Here is a 21,122-nt window from a genome sequence, read left to right as displayed (position 1 = left end):
ACAATAACCATTAGATGACATATAAAGCTACTTTTTGATATATACTAATGCCAAAAGAGGAGGGAATTGTTTCATGATTCGACAAATTGGACAAGTAATGTTATATGTAAATGATCAAGAAACTGCCGTTAAATTTTGGACAGAAAAAGTTGGATTTGTTGTGGTTGCTGACCAGGAAGAGGGAGGAGTACGTTGGATTGAAATTTCTCCAACTAAAGAAGCTCAAACTACCTTTGTCCTACACAATAAAGAAATCATTGCGAAAATGCAGCCTGAATTAAATTTAGGGACACCTTCTATTATGTTTTATGCCGATCATATAGAAAATCTATATCAGGATTTTCAAGCGAAGGGCGTTAAAGTAGGAGATTTAGTAATGATGCCAATGGGTAGGGTTTTTAATTTTGCTGATCACGAAAATAATTATTTTGCATTAGTGGAAAAATAAATCTCGTCAATAAGTTCGAATCTGTCCAATTTCGATTATTCTGTGCGGGAATTGGACAGATTTTTCCTATTTAAGTGCACGCAATTTATTTTATATCTTCTCCAAAAATCCCTACAGTTTGGCGATCAACGATAAATTCATTACCATCCCATTTTAAAATATTTTCTACATAACCTAATCCATCGGCATGAAATCGGCCTGCTATAGACTGATAAGCTAATAGCTCATATATTCCATCGCGTTCATAGTCCACTGGATACAATCCACTCATTGGATCTACCCATCCTTCAATAGGCTGCTTTAGTGTACCGTCTTGATTGTAAATTTCAGCTAAATAATCCGGACCCTTGTATTGTAAGTCGATGATATATTGCTTTTTGGGATTCATGCTACGAACGGCTACTTTATATTGATTTTGATAATTAACGCTGTACTTTAGCTTATTATTAAAAGAAATTGCATCAAAAATTGAGCGTATTTTGCCGTTTATTGAAGCAAATATTTCACCGTTGATAATGCCTCCACTACCACCTGTGTCAGAAATAGCTAGAATATCTTCTAGATGATTACCTGTAAAGTCACCTAAAAATATAGTTGGGTTATAGCCAACGCTTTGTTTTAGCATTATTTTTTCGAATGGGTGCGTCTGTCCGTAAAAAATAGCAAGCGTTAGGTCTTTCCACAAAGGGCTATCTGGAGTTTTAGTTCCCATCAAAAGAACAGTTTCAAGTAAGCCATCTCCATTAATATCTCCAAATTTCGTCTGAATAACCTGAGGGGCCATAGTTGAAATAGGCATATTATTCAAGGATGGATTCATATTATTAGTCATACATGCACCTCTTTCTTTAGTTGTAGCATATGTTGTAAACATGGCTTGGTGAAAAAAGAAGACGTGTTCGTAATGGATATAAAACTTATAAAAAAACTTGTAATTAACCCATTGACATTTTTAAATGTGAAAAGTATCATAAATGTCAACGAATCAGAAAATTCAGTACCACGCATCCTCTCGCTACGAATACGTAGTTAGAGATTTTTTTACAACTTTAATTCTTAGTAAATATATATGTTTTATACATTTTGGGAAGAAGGAGATTTTCTTGAAGAATTTATTTATTAAAACAAAGCAACAACAGTATTGGCTAGATCAGCTAGCATCTATTTCTGAGTCAATCAAGGCTGAGGCTAAAGAAGTAGATGAACAATCTCGTTTTCCATTCGAAGCACATAAACTGCTTCTGCAAATTGGTTATCCCAAACTAACTTTACCGAAAGAATATGGCGGTGAAGGATTATCAGTCTATGATATGGTACTCATTCAAGAAACGTTAGCAAGCTATGACGAGAATGCTTCACTCTCGCTAGGATGGACATTAGGCGTTGTAGGCGAACTATATGAGAAAAAGCTTTGGTCGGACGATTTACTAAGTTCATTTGCTCAGGAAATAAAGAACGGTGCCATTATAAATAGGGCTGCGAGTGAAGCGGCAACTGGGAGTCCAACACGTGGAGGGCGACCAGGAACAAATGCTGTTTCAAGAGAGGAAGGGTGGCTCTTAAACGGACGTAAAATATTTACGACAGCCTCTCCGGTGCTAGATTATTTCTTAACATCAGCGTGGATTGAGGAAAAAAATAAAATTGGTTATTTCCTTATTCATAAAGATGCTCAAGGACTTTCAATTGAAGAAAACTGGGAAATGTCTGCAATGCGAGGCACAAGTAGCCATGACCTAGTTTTAAAGGATGTAATTGTCCCTGCAAATCATTTAGTAGAGTTACCGAATCATCCAAGTGGTGGCAAAATAAATGGTTGGATTCTACATATCCCAGCAACATACTTAGGTATTGCGCAAGCAGCGCGTGATTATGCGCTGCATTTTGCAAATCATCATCAACCTAATAGCTTGAATGCTCCGATTAGTACATTACCAAATGTGCAGCAGCTTCTAGGTGATATTGAATTGAAGCTATATCAAGCTCGCTTTGTACTGTATGGAGTTGCCGACGCTTACGATGACCCGGCTAGACTTGAACTTTTAGCAAATGAAATGGCGGTTGCTAAGCATACAGTAACAAATTTGGCGATTGAAATCGTCGATAAGGCAATGCGTGTGGTAGGTGCGAAAAGCTTACATTTAATAAACCCATTACAGCGCTATTATCGAAATGTTCGTGCAGGACTTCATAATCCACCGATGGATGATATGACAATTATTAAATTGGCAAATGTCGCAATTGAACAGCAAAAATCGAATGAAAATCAATGAAAAAAACCATATAAGGGGACATGATATATGTTTAAACAGAAGAAAAAAATTTTCCAATTGGCAGCAATCGGGGTGGCTTCACTTGCTATTTTAGCCGGCTGTAATTCAGGTGAAGCTTCTGATAAAGATTCAGAAGATGGCGCGAAAGTACGTACAGTGAAGGTTGCATTTGACCAGGCGACAAAGCCAATTAGTTATTTAGATGATAAAGGAAATCCAACAGGCTACGATGTGGAAGTCATGAAGCTGGTGGATGAGATGTTACCTGAATATAAGTTTGAATTTGTAGGCACGACTAGTGATGATTTACTAATTGGCGTTGAGCAAGGGAAATATCAAGTAGGAGTAAAAAATGCCTTCTTTACGCAAGAACGGACAGAGAAGTTTATTTTCCCTAAAGAATTTTTAGGCTTAAGTAGTGCGGGTTTAGTATTACGTAAAGAAGATGAAGGGATAAAAGCTTTAGCCGACTTTGCAAAAAAGGGTTATTCATTAGCACCAATTGCTGCGAATAATGCTCAATACACAATTATTGATGAATATAATAAAGCAAACCCAGACAATAAAGTGAAATTACAGGCTGGTGATGCGTTCACTGTCGATATTGTGCAATGGGTAAATGAAAAACGTGTCGATGGTGGTGTCATGATTGAAGGTCCATTTAAACAACAAGTTTTAGCAGAAGATGGCCCATATCATAATTTAAAGGATGACGTAGTTTACAACGAATTTGCCGTTATTAAAACATGGCCGTTGTTCAATAAAAAGGAACAAGAATTTGCAGATGCTTACGATAAAGCTATAGCAAAAATTAAAGAGCAAAAGAAAACAAATGAATTAAGCACTAAGTTTTACGGTCGAGATTTATTTGAAGTGTTAGATTCTGTGAAGCGCTAATAGGCGGTAGCTGATCAAAGAAGATCCTCTTTAGAAGAGAAGGTGTTAGCAGCTACAATCAAATAAAAGGCTGTTGAGTCAGTATACTCAGCAGTCTTTATTAACTTCTTTCAGCAAATGTTTTCTGTAACGAAAGTGAAACGGCAGTTTTCTGTAGCGAAAGCGAAGCGACAGCAACAGAAGCCTCCCATCCCTATAGGTGGTGAGATGAATGCAGATTTAAGCTACTTTCAGCGGGTGTCCAAACACCTGCACCTGCTGAAATAGAGGAACTCAGTCTAAGACCGCCACGTCCTGTGGCAATTTATCTGTGCGAAAGCGAAGCGACAGCAACACGGTTTTATCTGTGCGAAAGCGAAGCGACAGCAACAACAACAACACACGACTGAGTGACCAACATCACGTTGGCCCAAAGCCTCCGGCGGATGTCACAGAATCGGAAAGGAGTTTTTAGGGGATGTTAGCCTAAAACCATCGCATCCATGCGATAACGGCTAACTGACCTGCATCGGTAAAAACGCCACGTCCTGTGGCATTACCGAAATGACCGACATCGTGTCGGCCCTCGTGCAGGCCTAAGGACAAAACCGATTTTGGACGCAATTATGCCGAGGAATAAATGATTAGAAAGAGAATTATAGAAATATAGAAGTTGGTGAGGAAATGGAGAAGTATTTTGATGCATCATACATTTGGAACTCAATTCCTGTATTATTGCCTTTTTTAAAAGTAACTTTCTTAGTCGCAGGTTCTTCCATTGTACTAGGCACAATATTTGGCTTATTATTAGCGGCTGCTAAGTTAAGTTCAATAAAATTGCTGCGAAAATTAGCAAACTTATACACAACGATTATGCGTTGTACACCATCTATCGTTTTATTATTCCTTGTATATTATGGTGTTCCAGCGTTAGCGGAAAACTTCGGCATCAATCTCCATTCAATCGAAACAGCCATTTTCGTAGTTGTAACGTTTACTTTACAGTTTGCGGCGATTATGTCGGAAGTTATTCGTTCTGCTTATTTAGCGATTGATAAAGGGCAATTTGAAGCGGCTGTTAGTGTGGGATTAACACCATTTCAGGCCTATCGACGTATTATTTTCCCACAGGCACTCGTTATCGCCTTACCGAACTTTGGGAATGGAATGATTGCCTTATTACAAGAAGGGGCGCTCGCTTATACAATCGGCTTAATTGATATTGTCGGAAAGGCAAATTTAATTATTGCAAGTAATATTAATGCGCATGCATTAGAAATATATATTGCTTTAGCGATTGTTTATTGGGTGCTGTCGATTATTATAGAAAAATTCTTCGCTATGCTAGAAAAGTTCTTTGGTAAAGGGAAAAAGACATTAGAAACAACGTAAGGAGGCGAAATCATGAATTATCAATTTTTAGTTGAAACATTTTTTGTTGCATTATCAGGTGTACCTATCGCACTCCTTGTGACAATTGTTGCTATGCTTGTTGCTCTACCACTCGGCTTTCTACTAGCACTAACACGAATCAATAAAATCCCAGTGATACATCATATAGCGAAAATTTATGTCTCCTTTGTCCGAGGTACGCCTATAATCATTCAAATCTTTATTATTTATAGTAGTATCCCATTACTACTTAAAATGACTTTTGAGAAATATAATATTGTCTACGATATTTATAAAATCAATCCGATTTGGTATGCATTTATCGTCTTCGCATTTAGTACAACGGCAATATTAATTGAGGTATTTCGTTCTGCTTTAAGTACGATTGAAAAAGGACAGCTAGAGGCTGCTCATGCAATAGGCTTAACAACATTTCAAGCCTATCGCCGTATTATTATTCCACAGGCTTTAGTAGTAGCTATGCCGAATATTTGTACGGCTACAGTCAATCTCATTAAAGCGACGTCTTTAGGCTATGCAATGTCCTTACCTGAAATTACATTAAAGGCTAAGGTAGCTGCTAATGTTGGTTACAATTACGTAGAAGCATATATTGATATTTTCATTGTGTACTTAATTTTATGTAGTACGGTTGAATACATTTTTAAACGATATGAAAAACATTTAAGTAAATTCAAAGTGGCAAAAGCCTAAGGGGTGAACGAGTATGTTAGAAATTAAAAATATTCATAAATCATTTGGTGACAATGAAATTTTAAAAGGTGTTGATTTAGCCATTGATAAAGGTGATGTTGTTGTTATTTTAGGCCCAAGCGGCTCAGGAAAAACAACATTATTACGTTGCATTAACTTTTTAGAGAAGGCTGACCAAGGACATGCGACATTTGGCGATATCCAAGTAGATTTTCAAAATGTGAAGAAGAAGGACGTACATTCGATTCGTCAGCGTGTAGCCTTTGTATTCCAGAACTACAATCTTTTCACGAACAAAACGGCGCTAGAAAATGTTACAGAAGGGCTTATTATAGGACGTAAAATTCCGAAGGCAGAAGCGATTGAAATTGGTAAAAAGGCGCTTGATAAAGTAGGCTTATCAGAAAAATATGATGCCTATCCAAGTCAATTGTCAGGAGGTCAGCAGCAGCGAGTCGGTATCGCACGAGCAGTAGCATTAAATCCTGATATTATTTTATTTGATGAACCGACTTCTGCACTGGACCCAGAGCTAGTAGGAGAAGTCCTTCAGGTTATGAAGAACATTGCAGCAGAAGGAACAACAATGCTTGTAGTCACACATGAAATGGGCTTTGCGAAAGACGTAGCAAATCGGGTGATTTTTATGGACGGTGGTGTCGTTGTAGAGGAAGGAAATCCTCATGATATATTTGTTAATCCGAAAGAGGAACGCACGAAGAAATTCTTAAAACGTGTTATTCCAGAGGATTATACGTTCTACATTTAACTTCTTTTAACCGATCCTGGATGCAATTATGCCGAGGCATAATTGATAGATGAAGAGAAGCTGCAAGTGTTCCATGGAGTGTCTATGGAAACATGCGGATTCTCTTCTTTTTTTGAAATTAAAGCTTTAAAAAATGTGTTAATTCATTAATGGAATAGATATGCAATTCGTGCATAGCTCGTGTACAAGCTGTGTAGAAATAATTACGTTCTGTTTCCCTCGAATAATTAGCCGGAGAGGCATTGTATATCAAGACAGCGTCGAATTCAATTCCTTTTGCCATATAAGCAGGTAACAGTAAAATGCCTTTTTTAAATTGTTTTGTATCATGGGTAATGAGTTGAATATCTACTTGGTCTTTCATTGTATTAAAAACCATCGTACACTCTTGCTCTGTTTTACAGATGATTGCAATTGTTTCGAAATTTAGGGACAAGCCGTTAATCTTTTCGACAAGCTGTTCAATTAAATGTATTTCACTCGACACAATGGTGATAGTTGGTTCGGGACCGGTTCTATTAAAGGCTTCTACTTTTGCATCCTCGTGTAAAATCTTCGAAGTAAGGTGAATAATTTGTTTTGTTGAGCGATAACTTTTCGTTAATATCATTTTTTCTGCTTGTTCACCATATAATTGTGGTGTCAGCAGTGAAGGGTTTTTAAAGGTATGAGGATGGATGGTTTGATGCCCATCGCCCAATATAGTCATACGTGCACGTGGGAATAATTGTTGTAAGACAAATAGCTGAAATGGAGAATAGTCTTGTGCTTCATCAATTAAAACATGACGAATCATCGTATTTGTTCGTTGACCTTCTATTTTGTCCTGTAAATATAGAAATGGAGCGGCATCTTCATACGAAATAATACGCTTTGCTAAATTAGGGAGTGTATGCTGACAGATTTCTTCCCAATGGTCAGGTAAAAGGTTCTGCAATTGCCGATGAATAGATTTGTTCATGTCAAACAATTGACGATAAATGCCTAACATATGAACGAACTTCAATTGTTTCACAGATTGACGAAGAGGCTTGAACTGCTTTTTGACAATTTGGCTAGTTATTTTCTTGCGCTCTTGCTCGAAATCATCAAAAGAGTTTTCTGAAAACCGACCTTCATGCAAAAGCTCGCTATAGGCTTTTGTGTACTCTTCAATGTCTAAAAGTTCGCTGGCTTCTTCTACCCATTCTTTTGCCCGTTCTGCCTTTTCAATTTTCGATAATTGTTGTAATAACCATTCTTTCACTAATTGCAGTCGATTTGGGATGGGCATTGTGGCATTGAATGAATAAAAGTATTCAGCAATTTCTTGAGCGGTAATAATTCTTTCTCCGCGAAAAACAATATTTTTAAATAGCAAACCTTCATTTGCAAGGTGTTCAATATATGTGTCCAGCAATTCTCGATAGTGAAGGCTAGCTTTAAAAGAAATAATCGTAAGCCTCGTTTGGTAGAGTGAGTCATCTCCCTCTGTTAAAAGTGACTCCAATTGTTCATAAGGATATTCCAATTGGAACTGTCGACCTAAACGTTTTCTTGCATATTCGGAGAAGGTTAATTGCTGCATATTGTCTTCACCTAAATCCGGTAAAACGGTATGAACATATTGATTAAAAAGTTGATTAGGTGTAATCAATAAAATTTGATCAGCAGTAATTTGATCTCGATAATGATACAACAAATAAGCAACACGTTGGAGAGCGACTGCCGTTTTTCCACTACCTGCGACACCCTCTACGATTAGATAAGGAGTGTTGACATGTCGAATAATTTTATTTTGCTCCGCTTGAATCGTTGCAACGATGCTACGGATATGTTCGTTTGCATTTTGAGCGAGAATATCGAGTAATAAATCATCACCAATCGTTAAACCTGTATTAAACATCGATTGTAATTGACCATTCTTAATGATAAATTGCCGTTTTAAAAGCATCTCACCTTGAATGTCTTCAGTTGCCGTGTCATAAGTAGCTGGGCCAGGCGTGAAATCATAATACATACTTGATATAGGGGCTCGCCAATCATAAATTAATATGTTTTCATTCTCTTCATCCATTAAGGTTGCTACACCGATATAAATCTTTAAAGGTTCGTTATGACTTTCCTGTAAAAAATCAATGCGAGCAAAATAAGGTGATTGCTGTAAACGGTCATATATTTTTACATCTTTGATGACACGTTGCTGAGCATGCTGGGAATCTGATAAGAGCTCTGCCTGTTGTTTAATAGCATAATAGGTCTCGTCTATATCCTCCGGAGTATCTAAGTTCACTCTGACGTCGTCCCAAAAGGTTCTCTTTAATGTTAAAACATTGTCTCTAACATCCTTTTCCTTTTGCAGTAACTCCTCCTTTTTGTGACCAACTGTGTTTAAACAAAGAACAAGATACTGTTTTTCTTCTGTCCATTCATATTGTTTTTCCAATGTTACTCACATTCCTCTCCATATAATTATTTGCATGGTTTTTGATGCGGGAAATTTATCATACAGCTAGTTCAGAAAGAAGTATAGTCTAGTAATTATGGCAAATTTATGCTATAATAAAGTTGTAAAAGAAAATCAAATATTTAACAAAAAACTGTTCCGAAAAATTGGGGGCAGTCTTTTTTTTGCTTGATTCCTGATTTAGTAAAATTTTGATTTTGTGGGAGGTGGTTGGATTCTATCGTGTTAGTATGTCTATAAGTTGATCTTCGTTCCCAGGTCACGTCTGCGACGCCGATTCCTGAAGAGTCGCCCTCAAACTGACTTATATTCAGGGTATTGTTTGAACAAATATCACACCCAACTTAAATCATTTTAACCTTCTGAAATTAATTTCCATACTTGATGATTAATTTTTGATATATAAGAAGAATAGTTGTTAAAAGAATGTGTTTTTATAAATGATATAGACACTTGAAAGGGAATGAAGAAATGACGGGAAAATGCTTATTCTTTCAAGTGATGCTATGCGTTAAGAGCTATTTTGGGACGCCGCTAGGTAGAAATTGCGAATGGTATTCCGTATTTTATGTGGGTGTTTAAATATGATTAAAGATCAATTTGTTATTGTTGATTCGGAAAATATTGAATGGAGCGCAGGATATTTAAGATAGGTGAAATATCCTTATGTTCTAATTTTATTTATTATTATTTTGATATACCATATTCATGATGTGTATCAAAATAATAATAAAAAAAGAGGAGAATTCCGAAAGTAATAATGGAGAAAATGAGAAGGGATTTAGAGTTTCTGATATTGTGGAGGGGTTTTAAGAGGTTCATATGGTGCATAAAGCGAGCCTGTATGAAATCTAAAAAGAGCAAGTTATTTCACTAATCCAGACCCGGCCCACATATGAGGAGCTTTTTATAAATATATGTATGAAAACAGTTCATTATGAATAATACCTAGGGAAATTTGTGAGACAGAATCATGTTCGAACAAGCGAACATTGGTTAAATGATGAAGTAAAACTTTAATCAATTGAAATAAATGTGATTTGAAAAGGTTTTAATCTAATAGAAAACAAAAGAGCTGAGAAAGATGTAATTCTTTAACATGAAGTTAATAATTTATAATGATGAGGAAGTAAGCAGTGTGGCGTATCCCTTTACAGAATGGGACATGCAGGCTCGATTCCTGTCATCCTCACTTAGGGAGTTTTTTATCGTTACAATCGTCTTCTTGGTTTAAAACTAAATACGCTCCTATTTCTCTCTTTTATCTTTGATTTTTTTAATCAACACAGAAATAGCAAAATCGTACTATGCGTCATGGGAAATATGATATAAGATAAAATATGTCAATTATTATAGATAGGAGGAATAAGTGGTGAGAAGTGGTTATTTGTCAAAAATTAGTGTTTTAGTATGCAGTTTTTTACTACTATTACCGTTTACAGCAAGTGCCCATCCAGGTAGAACGGATAGTAATGGAGGACATACTTGTCGAACTAACTGTGAAAAATGGGGATTAGAATACGGAGAATATCATTATCATAATGGTGGTAGTACATCTAATGGCAGTAGCAATATATCAAAACCTGCTCCAAAAAAACCTGTGCCTTCAACACCGGAGCCCAAAATAGATGAGGATCAAGTGAAGGCGGAAAACTATTACACAATGGCAACGAATTTATATAATAGTAAAGATTATAAGGGAGCTATTAGTGAACTTGAAAAGATTTACGAGTTGAATAAAGGTAGTAGTAAAACAGATAGTCTTATTCAAAAGTCTGTGAATGCTATTTATGAATTAGCTGAATCTAAGGTTAATGCAGGGGAATATTCTGTAGCTAAAGATTATGCAGTTTATATTAAAGAAAATCGACGTTCTAATGACGAGATTAAGCAAAAAGCTAGTGGTTTATTAAACCAAATGAAAGACGATGAAAAAATCGATGAATTACTTTATAAAGCAACAAATGCTAGGGATGAAAAAGATTACGAAGAAACTTTCAGCATTATCCAAGAGGCTCAGAAGATAAAACAGTTGGATAAGATTAAATCTTTTTATAATGAAACGGTAGAGTCTTTAACGAGCGATGCAGAAGAAGCATTTCACCAAAAGCAATATGGGGATGCTAAAAAGCTTTATAAATTATTGATCAAAAAAACAGAAACACCAACCGTAATCTCACAATATCAAAAGAAACTTCAACGATTAGAAGGGGAACAATTACTACAAAAAAGCTTTCATATTAAGACGGCTAATTTTGAAGGGAAGTCTCTTTTTAATCATTTAATGGAAGATGAAAAGAACACACCATATGATAAAAATATTGTAAATATAGTAAAAGGCTCCTTGCATGTAGGTACAGATAATGCTAGGAAATATATATTTACTATTAAAATTGAAGAATTGTTAAAAGGGGGAAAGAAAGATGATGCATAAAGCAGAGTCAAAACTTAGAACCCCCATTGTTAAAACAGCTTGGTTTATGTGGTTTTGGTTAATCATTTTCCCTCCTTTGGGCGTATTTCTTATGTGGAAACAGGGGCGGCTTACTAAGAAGAAACGTACTATAGCTACCGTAATAGCAGGTGTCTACTTTGTCTCTCCGATGATAATTGGAATGGCAACAACGCTGCCACTTTATAATAATCAAGAAGAATTTATAGAGGCATTCAATAAAGAAGTAAAAAAACTAGACTTCTCATATTCCCTTGAAAATACAAAGAAAGAAGAAGAAACAATTACTTCAAAGTTGGGTAAGGATATTACTTTAATTGAAAATATTGATGAAAAAGGCGCAGTACATGAGTTGATTATGGTGGGGCAAGGTGAAGGGATGGATATCATACTTTCTATGGGATTGTTAATTGGTATGACAAACCCGGGCTTAAGCCAAAACGATATTGGCGCTGTGTTGAAGGATTTACGTTTGTTTGACGAAAGTTATGACTATCAAAAGAATGAAACAACTGTAGAGAAAGATACGATTCGGTATAACTTAAAATATGATGAAGCTGCTGGTGTAATATTTAGTGCTTCAAAAGTAAATTAGTATATAGGAAAAAGTGCGAGCAACCAGCTCGCACTTTTTTTAAAATTACTTTGTATAGTTATCGAAATAACCTTGAATATAAATCATCGGTGTTCCTTTGTCGCCTGAACCTGAAGTTAAGTCTGAAAGAGAGCCAATTAGGTCTGTTAAACGACGAGGCGTTGTACCTTGAGCAGCCATTTTCCCAGTTAAATCTTCATCTTTGTTTTGGATATACTCAGAAATTGCTACTTTTAATTCTTCGCCGCGAAGATCCGCAAAATCGTTATCAGCTAAGTACTTTAGTTTTACTTCGTTTGGCGTGCCATTTAATCCAGCGGTGAAAGCTGGTGAAACAACCGGGTCTGCTAACTCCCAAATTTTACCTACAGGATCTTTGAATGCGCCATCACCATAAACCATTACTTCCACTGTTTTACCAGTAGCTTCTTTGATTTTTGCTTGAATGCCATCAACAATCGGTTGGCATGTATGTGGGAATAATTTTACGCTATCTTCAGTTGCTTTATTTGAACCAAGTAGACCATACTCCGCGTTAAAGCCAGAACCATTATTAGATTCAGATAAAATATTATCAAGACTGTATACTTTTTCAGCGCCGTTTGCCGTTAAAATACGTTTTGTACGTGAGCGTGTATGAATATCACAAGTTAACACACTCTTCGTAAAGTCTAAAATTGTTTTTGGGTTATTTGAAAAAATAACTTCACAAGAAGCGCCTTCAGCTTCGATTAGTTCTTTATAATATTCGATATAATCTACACCTGTAAATGTATGTTTTTTATACCCGAAATGCTCACGGAATTCAACCTCAGTTAAAGTATCTGTCCAAGGATTAATCCCTTTTACATCTAGCTCATCGATATCAACTAGGTGATTCCCCACCTCATCAGATGGATAGCTAAGCATAAGAACTACTTTTTTTACGCCTTTTGCAATACCACGTAAGCAGTTAGCAAAACGATTACGGCTTAGAATTGGAAAAATAACACCAACAGTATCATCACCAAATTTAGCAGCTACGTCAGCTGCGATATCATCAATGGATGCATAGTTACCTTGTGCACGCGCTACGACAGATTCTGTTACTGTGACAATGTCACGATCTTCAATGGAATAACCTTCAGTCTTTGCTGCATTTAATACTGTATCAACAACGATTTGCTCAATATTATCGCCTTCGTTAATGATTGGACCACGAAGACCTCTTACTACTGTACCAACTACACGTTCCAAAATAATCTCTCCTTATTAAACGGGTAAATTTATGTTAAATAAAACCAATATAGTTTTACTATACGCCCCTTTAGTGATATAAGTAAAATTAATAGTTCGTATAATAGCTATAAGAGGTGCTTATATGATAGGGAAATTAGATTTATATCGCGTTTTTAGTATTGTTGCTAAAAATAATAGCTTTTCAAGTGCGGCCAAAGATTTATATATGACTCAACCAGCTGTTAGCCAAGCCATGATGCAATTAGAAAAGGAGCTAGGTACACGTCTCTTTAACCGCACACCTAAAGGGGTGACGTTAACAACGGAGGGTAAACTTTTATATGAGTATACAAATTCCGCGTTAGGCCTTTTAGATGCTGGTGAGGAGAAGCTGCTAGAATTCAAAAATTTAACAACAGGTCAATTGAAAATTGGCGTTGGGGACACTATTTCTCGTTTTTATTTAATGCCTTATCTAGAGATGTTTCATACAATGTATCCAAATATAAAATTACAAATGTTAAATGGAACGACTTCGGAAATTTGTAACTTTATTAAATCTGGTGAGGTTGATATAGGACTTTGTAATTTTCCGATAGAAGATCAGACATTACAGTTAACCGCTTGCACCGAGGTTCAGGATATTTTTGTATGCGGCGAGAAGTACAAAACGTTGGCATCAAAAAGCTTAAGCTTTGAGGATCTGTTAAAGTTTCCGCTTATTTTTTTAGAGAAAAAATCAAATTCAAGAAAGTATGTAGAAGATTATTTATTTGCAAGAGGGATCTTCATTGAACCTGAGTTTGAGCTTGGTTCACATGATCTAGTGCTAGAATTTGCACGCAGTAATTTAGGAATTGCTTGTGTAACGAAAGAATTTTCTAATGATTATTTGCAGCGAGGATTTTTATATGAGCTAACATTAACAGAAAGTATACCGACACGAAGCATTGGCATGTGTTATTTGAAAAGCGTACCTTTATCACGAGCAGCATTGAAATTTGTAGAAATTATTGAGCATAAGCAGGAGCTTAAACGTCTAAATCCAAGAATTATAAAGTGAGATTAGCAAGTAGTGTTGAAAAACAAAATGGTGAAGGGAATCTATGTCACATTCAATAAAGTATGACTCTTCTGCAAAACGAGAGGTTGATTTCCGTTCCAACTGGGCGCTTTTTTGTTGCTGCCGCTACGTTACACTGCGCTTTCGCACAGAAAACTTGTTGCTGCCGCTTCGCTTTCGCACAAAGCAAAGCTTCCTTGGGGTGTCCGATGAGCCGCTCCGCTGCAGGGTCTCGGACCAACAGGAGGTTAGTCACGAAGGCGTTATCACAGGATGTGATGCTTTTAACCTTCGTTCCGCTATTGCTGATCCCTAAGGAGTCGCCCAGGCTCCATGCCAATCAACCACTTCACATAGTATATATCTTCTGACACATAATAGCTTTTCAACAATATGAAGCTTAGCGACTTAATCCGCTAAGCTTTCTTTAGTAGTGCCTCTAAAAGAATGTCAACATTGCGTTTATTTTTCATTGTAGGCGAGCACAAATAAGAAAATGTTCGTATAAAATACTGTTCCTCGAGGGGTAAGATTTTTATATCGCCATTATTTAATTCACGCTCAATGACACTAGCGGACAGTAATGAAATTCCAAGCTCTTGTATAACGCTTTCTTTCACACCTTGATTACTACTAATAGTAAGAAGTGAACGTACTTGGAGCCCATTTGCTCTAAATAAATGATCTAAATAATAACGTGTGCCTGAGCCTTCTTCACGTGCAACCCAATTTTGTTGCTGCAAGTCCGAAACCGTAATCGTTGACTTCTTTGCAAGAGGGTGATTACTCGCACTGACAATAAATAATTCATCTTGCATAAACGGTTTAATAAGAAGTTCATGGTCGTGTGCTTGACCTTCAATAAGACCGATATCGACTTGTAACAATTTTGTATATTGAATGATTTCTTTCGTATTGCCAATAATAACTTGAAGCTCTAGCTGAGGGAATTGCTGTTGCAAGCTCGCTATGATAGGAGGCAATATATATTCCCCAATAGTAAAGCTAGCGCCAATCACAAGTGTACCTTGAATTTCATGGTGATAGGTTAAAATATCTTCTTTTGCTGCCTCGGCAATGGCCATCATTTGCTTAGCTCGTTTATATAAAATTTCTCCAGTTGGTGTGATTTGTACAGATTTTGGCGAACGGATAAATAAGGTCGTTTGAAATTCTTGCTCTAAATTTTTAATGTGTAAACTGACACTTGGCTGCGAAATATGAAGTATTTCGGAGGCTTTCGTAAAATTATTGACCTCCACCAGTGTGATGAACGTTCTTAAAGCATCAAATTGCATATCATCACTCCTATCATTAGAAATATTAATAATTATGATTATATATATGTATTTTACTGATGATTAACTTTCTAATAAAGTAAAATCATCAAGGATGAAAGAAGTGAACAACATGGATAATAGGCAGCATAGGTTAAAAAGTTTCCTGACCCCAGCGTTTATGAAGGGGATATTGTTGACACTCATTATTGCTTTAGTAGCAAAATATATTTCGACATTCCCGTTCTTCTCAATATTAGGGCAGCTTGTCATTGCCATTATATTAGGTATGGCTTGGAGAGCAGCCTTTAGGGTGCAGAATTCTTGGCAAACAGGTATAACATTTTCAAGTAAAAAATTGTTACGCCTCGGCATTATTTTTCTGGGGATGCGTTTAAACTTAGCGGATATTTACAATGCTGGAGCGAATGTTTTTCTTATTGCTTTTATTAATCTAGTATTTGCTTTAGTGGTTGTATACGGCTTAACGAAGGTATTTCATGTAGATAAGAAGCTAGGCATATTAACAGCTTGTGGTACGGCTATTTGTGGGGCTGCTGCTGTTGTCGCTATTGCTCCTCAAATTAAGGCGAATGAAAAAGAGACGGCAGTGGGTGCAGCGATAGTCGCATTACTAGGGACTGTATTCACATTAGTCTACACGGTATTATACTCAGTATTTAACTTAACTCCTACTGAATATGGTATTTTTGCGGGGGGCACTCTACATGAAATTGCTCATGTTATTGCAGCAGCCTCAGCTGGTGGAAATGAAGCCGTTGATACGGCAGTTATTGTGAAGCTAACACGTGTCGCATTGCTTGTACCGGTAGCTATTGTCATCGGTATTTTATTTCGAAGAATTGATAAGGGGCAGGAAAAAGAAAGGTTTTCGCTGTCGATAATTCCATGGTTTATTCTTGGTTTTTTAGCGATGAGTGCTATTAATTCGTTAGGGATTGTACCAGCTAATGTAGCACAAACATTTGTATATATCGCTTATATTTTAATTGGGATGGCGATGGCTGGACTAGGTTTAAATGTAGAGATAAAAACCTTTAAACAATTAGGCGTAAAAGCGTTTATTGCAGGACTTATCGGTTCGGTTTGCTTATCGATACTTGGTTATTTTCTAGTTATTTTCCTGCAATAATTCAAAAAGATCCTGCATTTTCAAAAATGCAGGATTTTTTAGATAGAATCAGAAGATATTTTAGTTGTTACTCTTTCAGCTGCTGAAAGAAGTTAAAAATTAGCGTAATGCTTCAATCGAAGAAGCTAATTCGGCTATAACTATTTTGCTACCGATAAGTGGACTGTTTTCAGGTTTTCCTCCCTCAGCACTTTGTCCAGGACGGTGATGAGCTGCAGCGAATGCATCGCTATTACGCCAGGCTTGGAAATGTTCCTTAGACTCCCAGTACATATTGACGCTCATTTCGTCATAAGTCGGATCATCAGTTGAAACTAATACTTCCACTTTATGGAAGCCTTCAAACTGCTGTAGAGGTCCTGGTTTTGTAAAGTTCGGTGCCATTTTTGCAGCAAAGCCGGGTTTTACTTGAATACGATTTGTAACAATAATCATACTTTCCCCCCTATTCATTTTTTAGTTAATCATATGAATGAATTTTCAATGATTATCATTCGCAATCAATGATAATTCGCCTGGGAAGACATTGTCAATAGAAGAGCAATGTAAATTGCAAATAGCGTCAAAATGGTGATAAGCAGGGGGAAAGACCAAATGATGGTGGTCCAATACAACGACCTGACCAAAATGGAGGACCCATGTGGCCTAACAAAGGCGATGAGCACTAAGGCAAGGAACAGTTTTACGATTCTTGTTTGCTTGCCTTATTAATAGTTGCACTGCTCTTTGTTTTAAAATTTATCGGAGGAGGACGTTAAAAAACCATATTCCAAAACTTTTAACATCACTGATGAACAACAAAGAATCGCTGATAAAACCGGATAAATCGCTGATAAACAACAAAGAATCACTGATAAAACCGGATAAATCGCTGATAAACAACAAAGAATCACTGATAAAACCAGATAAATCGCTGATAAACATCAAAAAATCGCTAACAACACAAAAGCCTCTCCAATTTTTCAGTGCCCTCAAAACTTTTGAGTATGGTTTTTTCTTTTTATCGTGCTAAAATTAATCATTCTTTTTTTAGGAGTAATAGTATGAATGAACATCAATTTGATAAATATTTACATATTAACACAGTAGGTGAACAATACGGCTTCCCTAAACTAGCTCATTATCATCGCTATGAGCCAACACCGTATGTTGGCTTAGATCAATTATTTGCAGAGTATGAGATGCCTGATAATCCAGTGTTTATCGATATGGGATGTGGAAAAGGGAGAGTTCCTATTTATATACATGATAAATTTCATATTCCGACAATTGGGGTAGAAATGGATGCAGGTTTTTATGCAGAGGCTGAAAATAATAAAAGGAGCTATCTTCAAAAAAAGAGTGCTCAAGCTCCGATTTCCTTTATTCATTCAATAGCGGAGGACTATGCTATTCAGCCAAGCGACACAGTTTTCTTTTTTTTTAATCCGTTTTCAATTCATATTTTTCGTACAGTTATTCATAATATATGGAAGTCTTATGAGCAGCATATGCGTGAAATTCATATTATTTTATATTACCCACCGTATGATTATTTACAGTTTTTACATCATGGGACGCCTTTTGAATTAATCCATGAGGTTCATCTTGAAAATGAAACAAATATTAACGAACGCCTCTGTGTGTTTGCATTGAAAAAAGCTTAGAGCTGTAGAAATACCTAGCTCTAAGCTTTTTTTTGGATTCGACTATGACAAATTAGAAAAAAATCTTACTCCGATTGCGCCCTCTAAGTACTCTAATTCCGTATTAATACTTCGCGAAAACGCTTTAGCCTTTGTATTCTTGAAAAAAGGGCGAGATTTTATTGAAAAAAATATTCAAAAATGATCGTTTTATAGTAGTGTTCACTCAAAATTAATAGATAATTCCTAAATTACTAATTATACAGAAAAATCACTCTAGACTAAAAATAAAGAATGTTTTACAATGTAAAAGGTTTAATTGAATAATATATCTATTAGTATAGATAGTTATAAATTATCATTTTGGTTATTTTTGTTATTGAGGAAATGCCGCGGATTGTTTATAATTATCAGAAATATCTAACATTTGAAAAAACTTAGGGGGAATAAAATTATGCGAGAGAACAAAAAACTTAAAAAGTTTGGCTCACTTTTAGTTGCATCTTCATTACTTGCAGCCGTTCTTGCGGGCTGTGGTAATGGAGGTAGTTCAAGTTCAGGAGGTGGATCATCATCAGGCGGTGGCGGTTCTTCTGACGGTGATACTATTAAAATCGGTGCAAACTTAGAACTTTCGGGTAACGTAGCTTCCTATGGTTCGTCAATTGCTCTGGGTGCAGAGCTTGCTGTTAAAGAAATTAATGATAATGGTGGAATCAATGGTAAAAAAATTGACCTTATTAAAGTAGATAACAAATCAGAAAACGCGGAGGCTACTGCAGCAGCTATTAAACTAGCGACGCAAGATAAAGTAGTAGCAATGTTAGCCCCAGCAACTTCTGGTAATACAGTTGCTACTGTTCAAATTGCGAATAAAAATAAAATCCCAATCGTTACTGGTTCTGGTACTGCTCCAAACATTACAGTAAATGATAACGGTAGCATTAATGAGTATGCATTCCGTACTTGTTTCATCGATCCATTCCAAGGGATTGTAGCAGCAAACTTCGCTTCTAATGAATTGAAAGCTAAAAATGTAGCTATTTTTGCGGACAATGCATCTGATTATGCAAAAGGCCTAGCGAAATCATTTAAAGAAACAATTACAGAAAATGGCGGGAAAGTTGTAAAGGAAGAAGCTTATGTAGCGAAGGATACTGATTTCCGTACACAGTTGACAAATATTAAAGGCGAGAAGCCAGACTTTATTTTTATCCCAGGATACTATGAAGAGGTCGGTTTAATTGTTAAACAAGCACGTGAAATGGGTATTGATGTACCACTGATGGGGGCTGACGGTTGGGATTCACCAACATTAGTAGAGTTAGCTGGTGGGAAAGCGCTAAATAATACGTACATCACAAACCACTACTCTGCAGAAGACCCAGATCAAAAAATTCAAGACTTCGTAAAGGCGTTTAAAGCAGCGAACAATGATAAAGCACCAGATGCATTTAATGCACTTGGCTATGACTCAATTTACTACATTGCTGATGCTATTAAACGTGCAGGCTCTACGGATGGGGAAGCAATTAAAAATGCATTAGCTGGCACAAAAGATCTTTCATTAGTAACAGGTACTTTCTCAGTTGACGAAAATCATAACCCAATTAAAACAGCAACAGTTCTTGAATTTAAAGACGGTAAACAAGTGTTCAACTCTAAAGTTAATCCTTAATGTTTTTTAGGCAAGGGGAGGCGGGTAAACACGCCTTCCCTTTTATGTTTTCTCTTATTCAGTAAAGGCTCCAACTATTGAAGGTGATGAGATGAATGCGGATATGGTGTATCTGTAGCGACAGCTACAGATACACCAAGGCGAAATGGATAGATTATGAAAAAATTTTTAAGAGGACACAATTTACTCTATTTTCAATAATAATATGTAGAAGTAAGTACTATTTTTGCACTTTTCAAAAAATAAAAAGGAGTGAACGCTCATGGAATGGATACAGCAGCTTGTGAATGGTATTTCACTAGGTAGTATCTACGCATTAATAGCGCTGGGGTATACGATGGTATACGGGATTATTAAGCTGATTAACTTTGCCCACGGAGATGTCTTCATGATTGGGGCATTTATTGGCTTTTATGCAATTGCTAAATGGGAGCTTGGTTTCTTTCCAGCACTGTTATTGGCAATGGTGGTCTGTGCAATCTTTGGTGTTTTAATTGAACGTATTGCTTATAAGCGTTTGCGAAATGCCACACGTATTGCTGCTTTAATTACTGCAATCGGTGTATCGCTATTAATCGAATATACAACTATTTTCTTCAGAGGTGCGCAACCTGCGGCATATCCTGATGTCATTAAAAGTAAATCATTTGATATTTTTGGTGTTCAAATCAGTAGTACATCAATATTAATTTTATCTGTCTCAATTGTACTGATGATTCTTTTACAATTCATCGTACATAAAACAAAAATCGGGAAAGCGATGCGCGCGGTTTCTCATGATGCCGATGCAGCACGATTAATGGGTATTAATGTAGATAATACAATTTCAGCGACATTCGCAATAGGTTCAGCTTTAGCGGGTGCAGCAGGTGTTATCTTCGGGGTATATTACACAAAAATCGATCCATTAATGGGTGTTATTCCAGGGGTTAAAGCATTCATAGCGGCAGTACTTGGCGGTATTGGTATTATTCCTGGTGCCATGGTTGGTGGTATGTTGCTCGGTGTTGTGGAATCATTCGTAAGTGCACTTGGTTTCTCTCTATGGCGTGATGCAGCAGCATTTGTTATTTTAATTTTAATTTTAATTTTCAGACCATCGGGTATCTTTGGTAAAAATGCCCGTGAGAAAGTGTAGGTGAG

Annotated in this window: 18 protein-coding genes; 13 read left to right on the top strand and 5 right to left on the bottom strand. The window is 36.5% G+C overall.

What is annotated here, in order from left to right; genetic code table 11:
- Nucleotides 1-73 precede the first annotated feature (73 nt).
- Nucleotides 74-448 carry a VOC family protein gene (locus ACIQZA_RS14225; protein ID WP_400937570.1) on the top strand — a complete coding sequence of 125 codons (375 nt, stop codon included), beginning with the start codon at nt 74-76 and terminating at the stop codon, nt 446-448.
- 85 nt (nt 449-533) lie between these two features.
- On the opposite strand, the gene ACIQZA_RS14220 is transcribed toward ACIQZA_RS14225, so the two are convergent.
- Nucleotides 534-1,280 carry a hypothetical protein gene (locus ACIQZA_RS14220; RefSeq protein WP_400937572.1) on the bottom strand — a complete coding sequence of 249 codons (747 nt, stop codon included), beginning with the start codon at nt 1,278-1,280 and terminating at the stop codon, nt 534-536.
- A gap of 271 nt (nt 1,281-1,551) precedes the next feature.
- On the opposite strand from ACIQZA_RS14220, the gene ACIQZA_RS14215 reads away from it, so the two are divergent.
- The 5 genes from ACIQZA_RS14215 to ACIQZA_RS14195 all read left to right on the top strand — a co-directional run bounded on the left by ACIQZA_RS14215 (nt 1,552) and on the right by ACIQZA_RS14195 (nt 6,472).
- A complete protein-coding gene (locus ACIQZA_RS14215) occupies nt 1,552-2,721 on the top strand; it encodes an acyl-CoA dehydrogenase family protein (RefSeq protein ID WP_402881974.1) in 1,170 nt (389 codons plus the stop codon).
- Nucleotides 2,722-2,748: 27 nt separating this feature from the next.
- Nucleotides 2,749-3,618: a transporter substrate-binding domain-containing protein gene (locus tag ACIQZA_RS14210; RefSeq protein ID WP_402881973.1), complete on the top strand. Its 870-nt coding sequence runs from the start codon at nt 2,749-2,751 to the stop codon at nt 3,616-3,618.
- A 663-nt stretch (nt 3,619-4,281) separates the two neighbouring features.
- On the top strand, nt 4,282-4,989 hold the full coding sequence (locus ACIQZA_RS14205) for an amino acid ABC transporter permease (protein ID WP_197142622.1): 708 nt from the start codon (nt 4,282-4,284) through the stop codon (nt 4,987-4,989).
- A gap of 12 nt (nt 4,990-5,001) precedes the next feature.
- Nucleotides 5,002-5,703, top strand: a complete 702-nt coding sequence (locus ACIQZA_RS14200) for an amino acid ABC transporter permease (protein WP_400937581.1) — start codon at nt 5,002-5,004, stop codon at nt 5,701-5,703.
- Nucleotides 5,704-5,716: 13 nt separating this feature from the next.
- On the top strand, nt 5,717-6,472 hold the full coding sequence (locus ACIQZA_RS14195) for an amino acid ABC transporter ATP-binding protein (protein WP_402881970.1): 756 nt from the start codon (nt 5,717-5,719) through the stop codon (nt 6,470-6,472).
- Nucleotides 6,473-6,590: 118 nt separating this feature from the next.
- Here ACIQZA_RS14195 and helD read toward each other — a convergent pair whose 3' ends face one another.
- Complete coding sequence (helD, locus tag ACIQZA_RS14190) at nt 6,591-8,897, bottom strand: RNA polymerase recycling motor HelD (protein WP_402881968.1); 2,307 nt, start codon at nt 8,895-8,897, stop codon at nt 6,591-6,593.
- Nucleotides 8,898-10,290: 1,393 nt separating this feature from the next.
- Here helD and ACIQZA_RS14185 point away from each other — a divergent pair.
- Together ACIQZA_RS14185 and ACIQZA_RS14180 are read left to right on the top strand one after the other, a co-directional pair.
- Complete coding sequence (locus ACIQZA_RS14185; RefSeq protein ID WP_400937587.1) at nt 10,291-11,352, top strand: YHYH domain-containing protein; 1,062 nt, start codon at nt 10,291-10,293, stop codon at nt 11,350-11,352.
- Nucleotides 11,342-11,965, top strand: a complete 624-nt coding sequence (locus tag ACIQZA_RS14180; RefSeq protein ID WP_402881965.1) for a hypothetical protein — start codon at nt 11,342-11,344, stop codon at nt 11,963-11,965. Before ACIQZA_RS14185 ends, ACIQZA_RS14180 begins: the two co-directional genes overlap by 11 nt.
- Nucleotides 11,966-12,010: 45 nt before the next feature.
- On the opposite strand, the gene ACIQZA_RS14175 is transcribed toward ACIQZA_RS14180, so the two are convergent.
- Nucleotides 12,011-13,201, bottom strand: a complete 1,191-nt coding sequence (locus ACIQZA_RS14175; RefSeq protein ID WP_400937592.1) for a coenzyme F420-0:L-glutamate ligase — start codon at nt 13,199-13,201, stop codon at nt 12,011-12,013.
- 124 nt (nt 13,202-13,325) lie between these two features.
- Between ACIQZA_RS14175 and ACIQZA_RS14170 the strand changes: the two genes are divergently transcribed.
- On the top strand, nt 13,326-14,246 hold the full coding sequence (locus ACIQZA_RS14170) for a LysR family transcriptional regulator (protein ID WP_402881963.1): 921 nt from the start codon (nt 13,326-13,328) through the stop codon (nt 14,244-14,246).
- A 416-nt stretch (nt 14,247-14,662) separates the two neighbouring features.
- On the opposite strand, the gene ACIQZA_RS14165 is transcribed toward ACIQZA_RS14170, so the two are convergent.
- Nucleotides 14,663-15,544 carry a LysR family transcriptional regulator gene (locus tag ACIQZA_RS14165; protein ID WP_400937596.1) on the bottom strand — a complete coding sequence of 294 codons (882 nt, stop codon included), beginning with the start codon at nt 15,542-15,544 and terminating at the stop codon, nt 14,663-14,665.
- A gap of 112 nt (nt 15,545-15,656) precedes the next feature.
- On the opposite strand from ACIQZA_RS14165, the gene ACIQZA_RS14160 reads away from it, so the two are divergent.
- Nucleotides 15,657-16,676, top strand: a complete 1,020-nt coding sequence (locus ACIQZA_RS14160) for a YeiH family protein (protein ID WP_400937711.1) — start codon at nt 15,657-15,659, stop codon at nt 16,674-16,676.
- A 99-nt stretch (nt 16,677-16,775) separates the two neighbouring features.
- Here the strand turns inward: ACIQZA_RS14160 and ACIQZA_RS14155 are convergent, their stop codons facing one another.
- Nucleotides 16,776-17,111, bottom strand: coding sequence for a heme oxygenase (locus tag ACIQZA_RS14155; protein ID WP_142509939.1), 336 nt, complete (start codon nt 17,109-17,111; stop codon nt 16,776-16,778).
- Between the two features lie 608 nt (nt 17,112-17,719).
- Here ACIQZA_RS14155 and ACIQZA_RS14150 point away from each other — a divergent pair.
- The 3 genes from ACIQZA_RS14150 to ACIQZA_RS14140 all read left to right on the top strand — a co-directional run bounded on the left by ACIQZA_RS14150 (nt 17,720) and on the right by ACIQZA_RS14140 (nt 21,117).
- Nucleotides 17,720-18,322 (top strand): class I SAM-dependent methyltransferase, encoded by a 603-nt coding sequence (locus tag ACIQZA_RS14150; protein WP_402881961.1) that lies wholly within the window; start codon nt 17,720-17,722, stop codon nt 18,320-18,322.
- 433 nt (nt 18,323-18,755) lie between these two features.
- The gene (locus tag ACIQZA_RS14145; protein ID WP_400937604.1) at nt 18,756-19,979 is read left to right on the top strand and encodes an ABC transporter substrate-binding protein; all 1,224 of its coding nucleotides are present in this window, start codon (nt 18,756-18,758) and stop codon (nt 19,977-19,979) included.
- Nucleotides 19,980-20,241: 262 nt separating this feature from the next.
- Nucleotides 20,242-21,117, top strand: a complete 876-nt coding sequence (locus ACIQZA_RS14140) for a branched-chain amino acid ABC transporter permease (RefSeq protein WP_400937606.1) — start codon at nt 20,242-20,244, stop codon at nt 21,115-21,117.
- Nucleotides 21,118-21,122: the final 5 nt, after the last annotated feature.

The organism is Lysinibacillus sp. NPDC096382 (assembly GCF_044762845.1).
Taxonomy (GTDB): Bacteria; Bacillota; Bacilli; order Bacillales_A; family Planococcaceae; genus Lysinibacillus.
This window is presented reverse-complemented; position numbering and strand designations above follow the sequence as displayed.

Coding starts and splice junctions, on each gene's coding strand:
- ACIQZA_RS14165 (WP_400937596.1), bottom strand. CDS start 15,544: ATGCAATTTGATGCTTTAAGAACGTTCATCACACTGGTGGAGGTCAAT.
- ACIQZA_RS14180 (WP_402881965.1), top strand. CDS start 11,342: ATGATGCATAAAGCAGAGTCAAAACTTAGAACCCCCATTGTTAAAACA.
- ACIQZA_RS14150 (WP_402881961.1), top strand. CDS start 17,720: ATGAATGAACATCAATTTGATAAATATTTACATATTAACACAGTAGGT.
- ACIQZA_RS14140 (WP_400937606.1), top strand. CDS start 20,242: ATGGAATGGATACAGCAGCTTGTGAATGGTATTTCACTAGGTAGTATC.
- ACIQZA_RS14220 (WP_400937572.1), bottom strand. CDS start 1,280: ATGACTAATAATATGAATCCATCCTTGAATAATATGCCTATTTCAACT.
- ACIQZA_RS14155 (WP_142509939.1), bottom strand. CDS start 17,111: ATGATTATTGTTACAAATCGTATTCAAGTAAAACCCGGCTTTGCTGCA.
- ACIQZA_RS14200 (WP_400937581.1), top strand. CDS start 5,002: ATGAATTATCAATTTTTAGTTGAAACATTTTTTGTTGCATTATCAGGT.
- ACIQZA_RS14205 (WP_197142622.1), top strand. CDS start 4,282: ATGGAGAAGTATTTTGATGCATCATACATTTGGAACTCAATTCCTGTA.
- ACIQZA_RS14210 (WP_402881973.1), top strand. CDS start 2,749: ATGTTTAAACAGAAGAAAAAAATTTTCCAATTGGCAGCAATCGGGGTG.
- ACIQZA_RS14145 (WP_400937604.1), top strand. CDS start 18,756: ATGCGAGAGAACAAAAAACTTAAAAAGTTTGGCTCACTTTTAGTTGCA.
- ACIQZA_RS14195 (WP_402881970.1), top strand. CDS start 5,717: ATGTTAGAAATTAAAAATATTCATAAATCATTTGGTGACAATGAAATT.
- ACIQZA_RS14160 (WP_400937711.1), top strand. CDS start 15,657: ATGGATAATAGGCAGCATAGGTTAAAAAGTTTCCTGACCCCAGCGTTT.
- ACIQZA_RS14225 (WP_400937570.1), top strand. CDS start 74: ATGATTCGACAAATTGGACAAGTAATGTTATATGTAAATGATCAAGAA.
- ACIQZA_RS14170 (WP_402881963.1), top strand. CDS start 13,326: ATGATAGGGAAATTAGATTTATATCGCGTTTTTAGTATTGTTGCTAAA.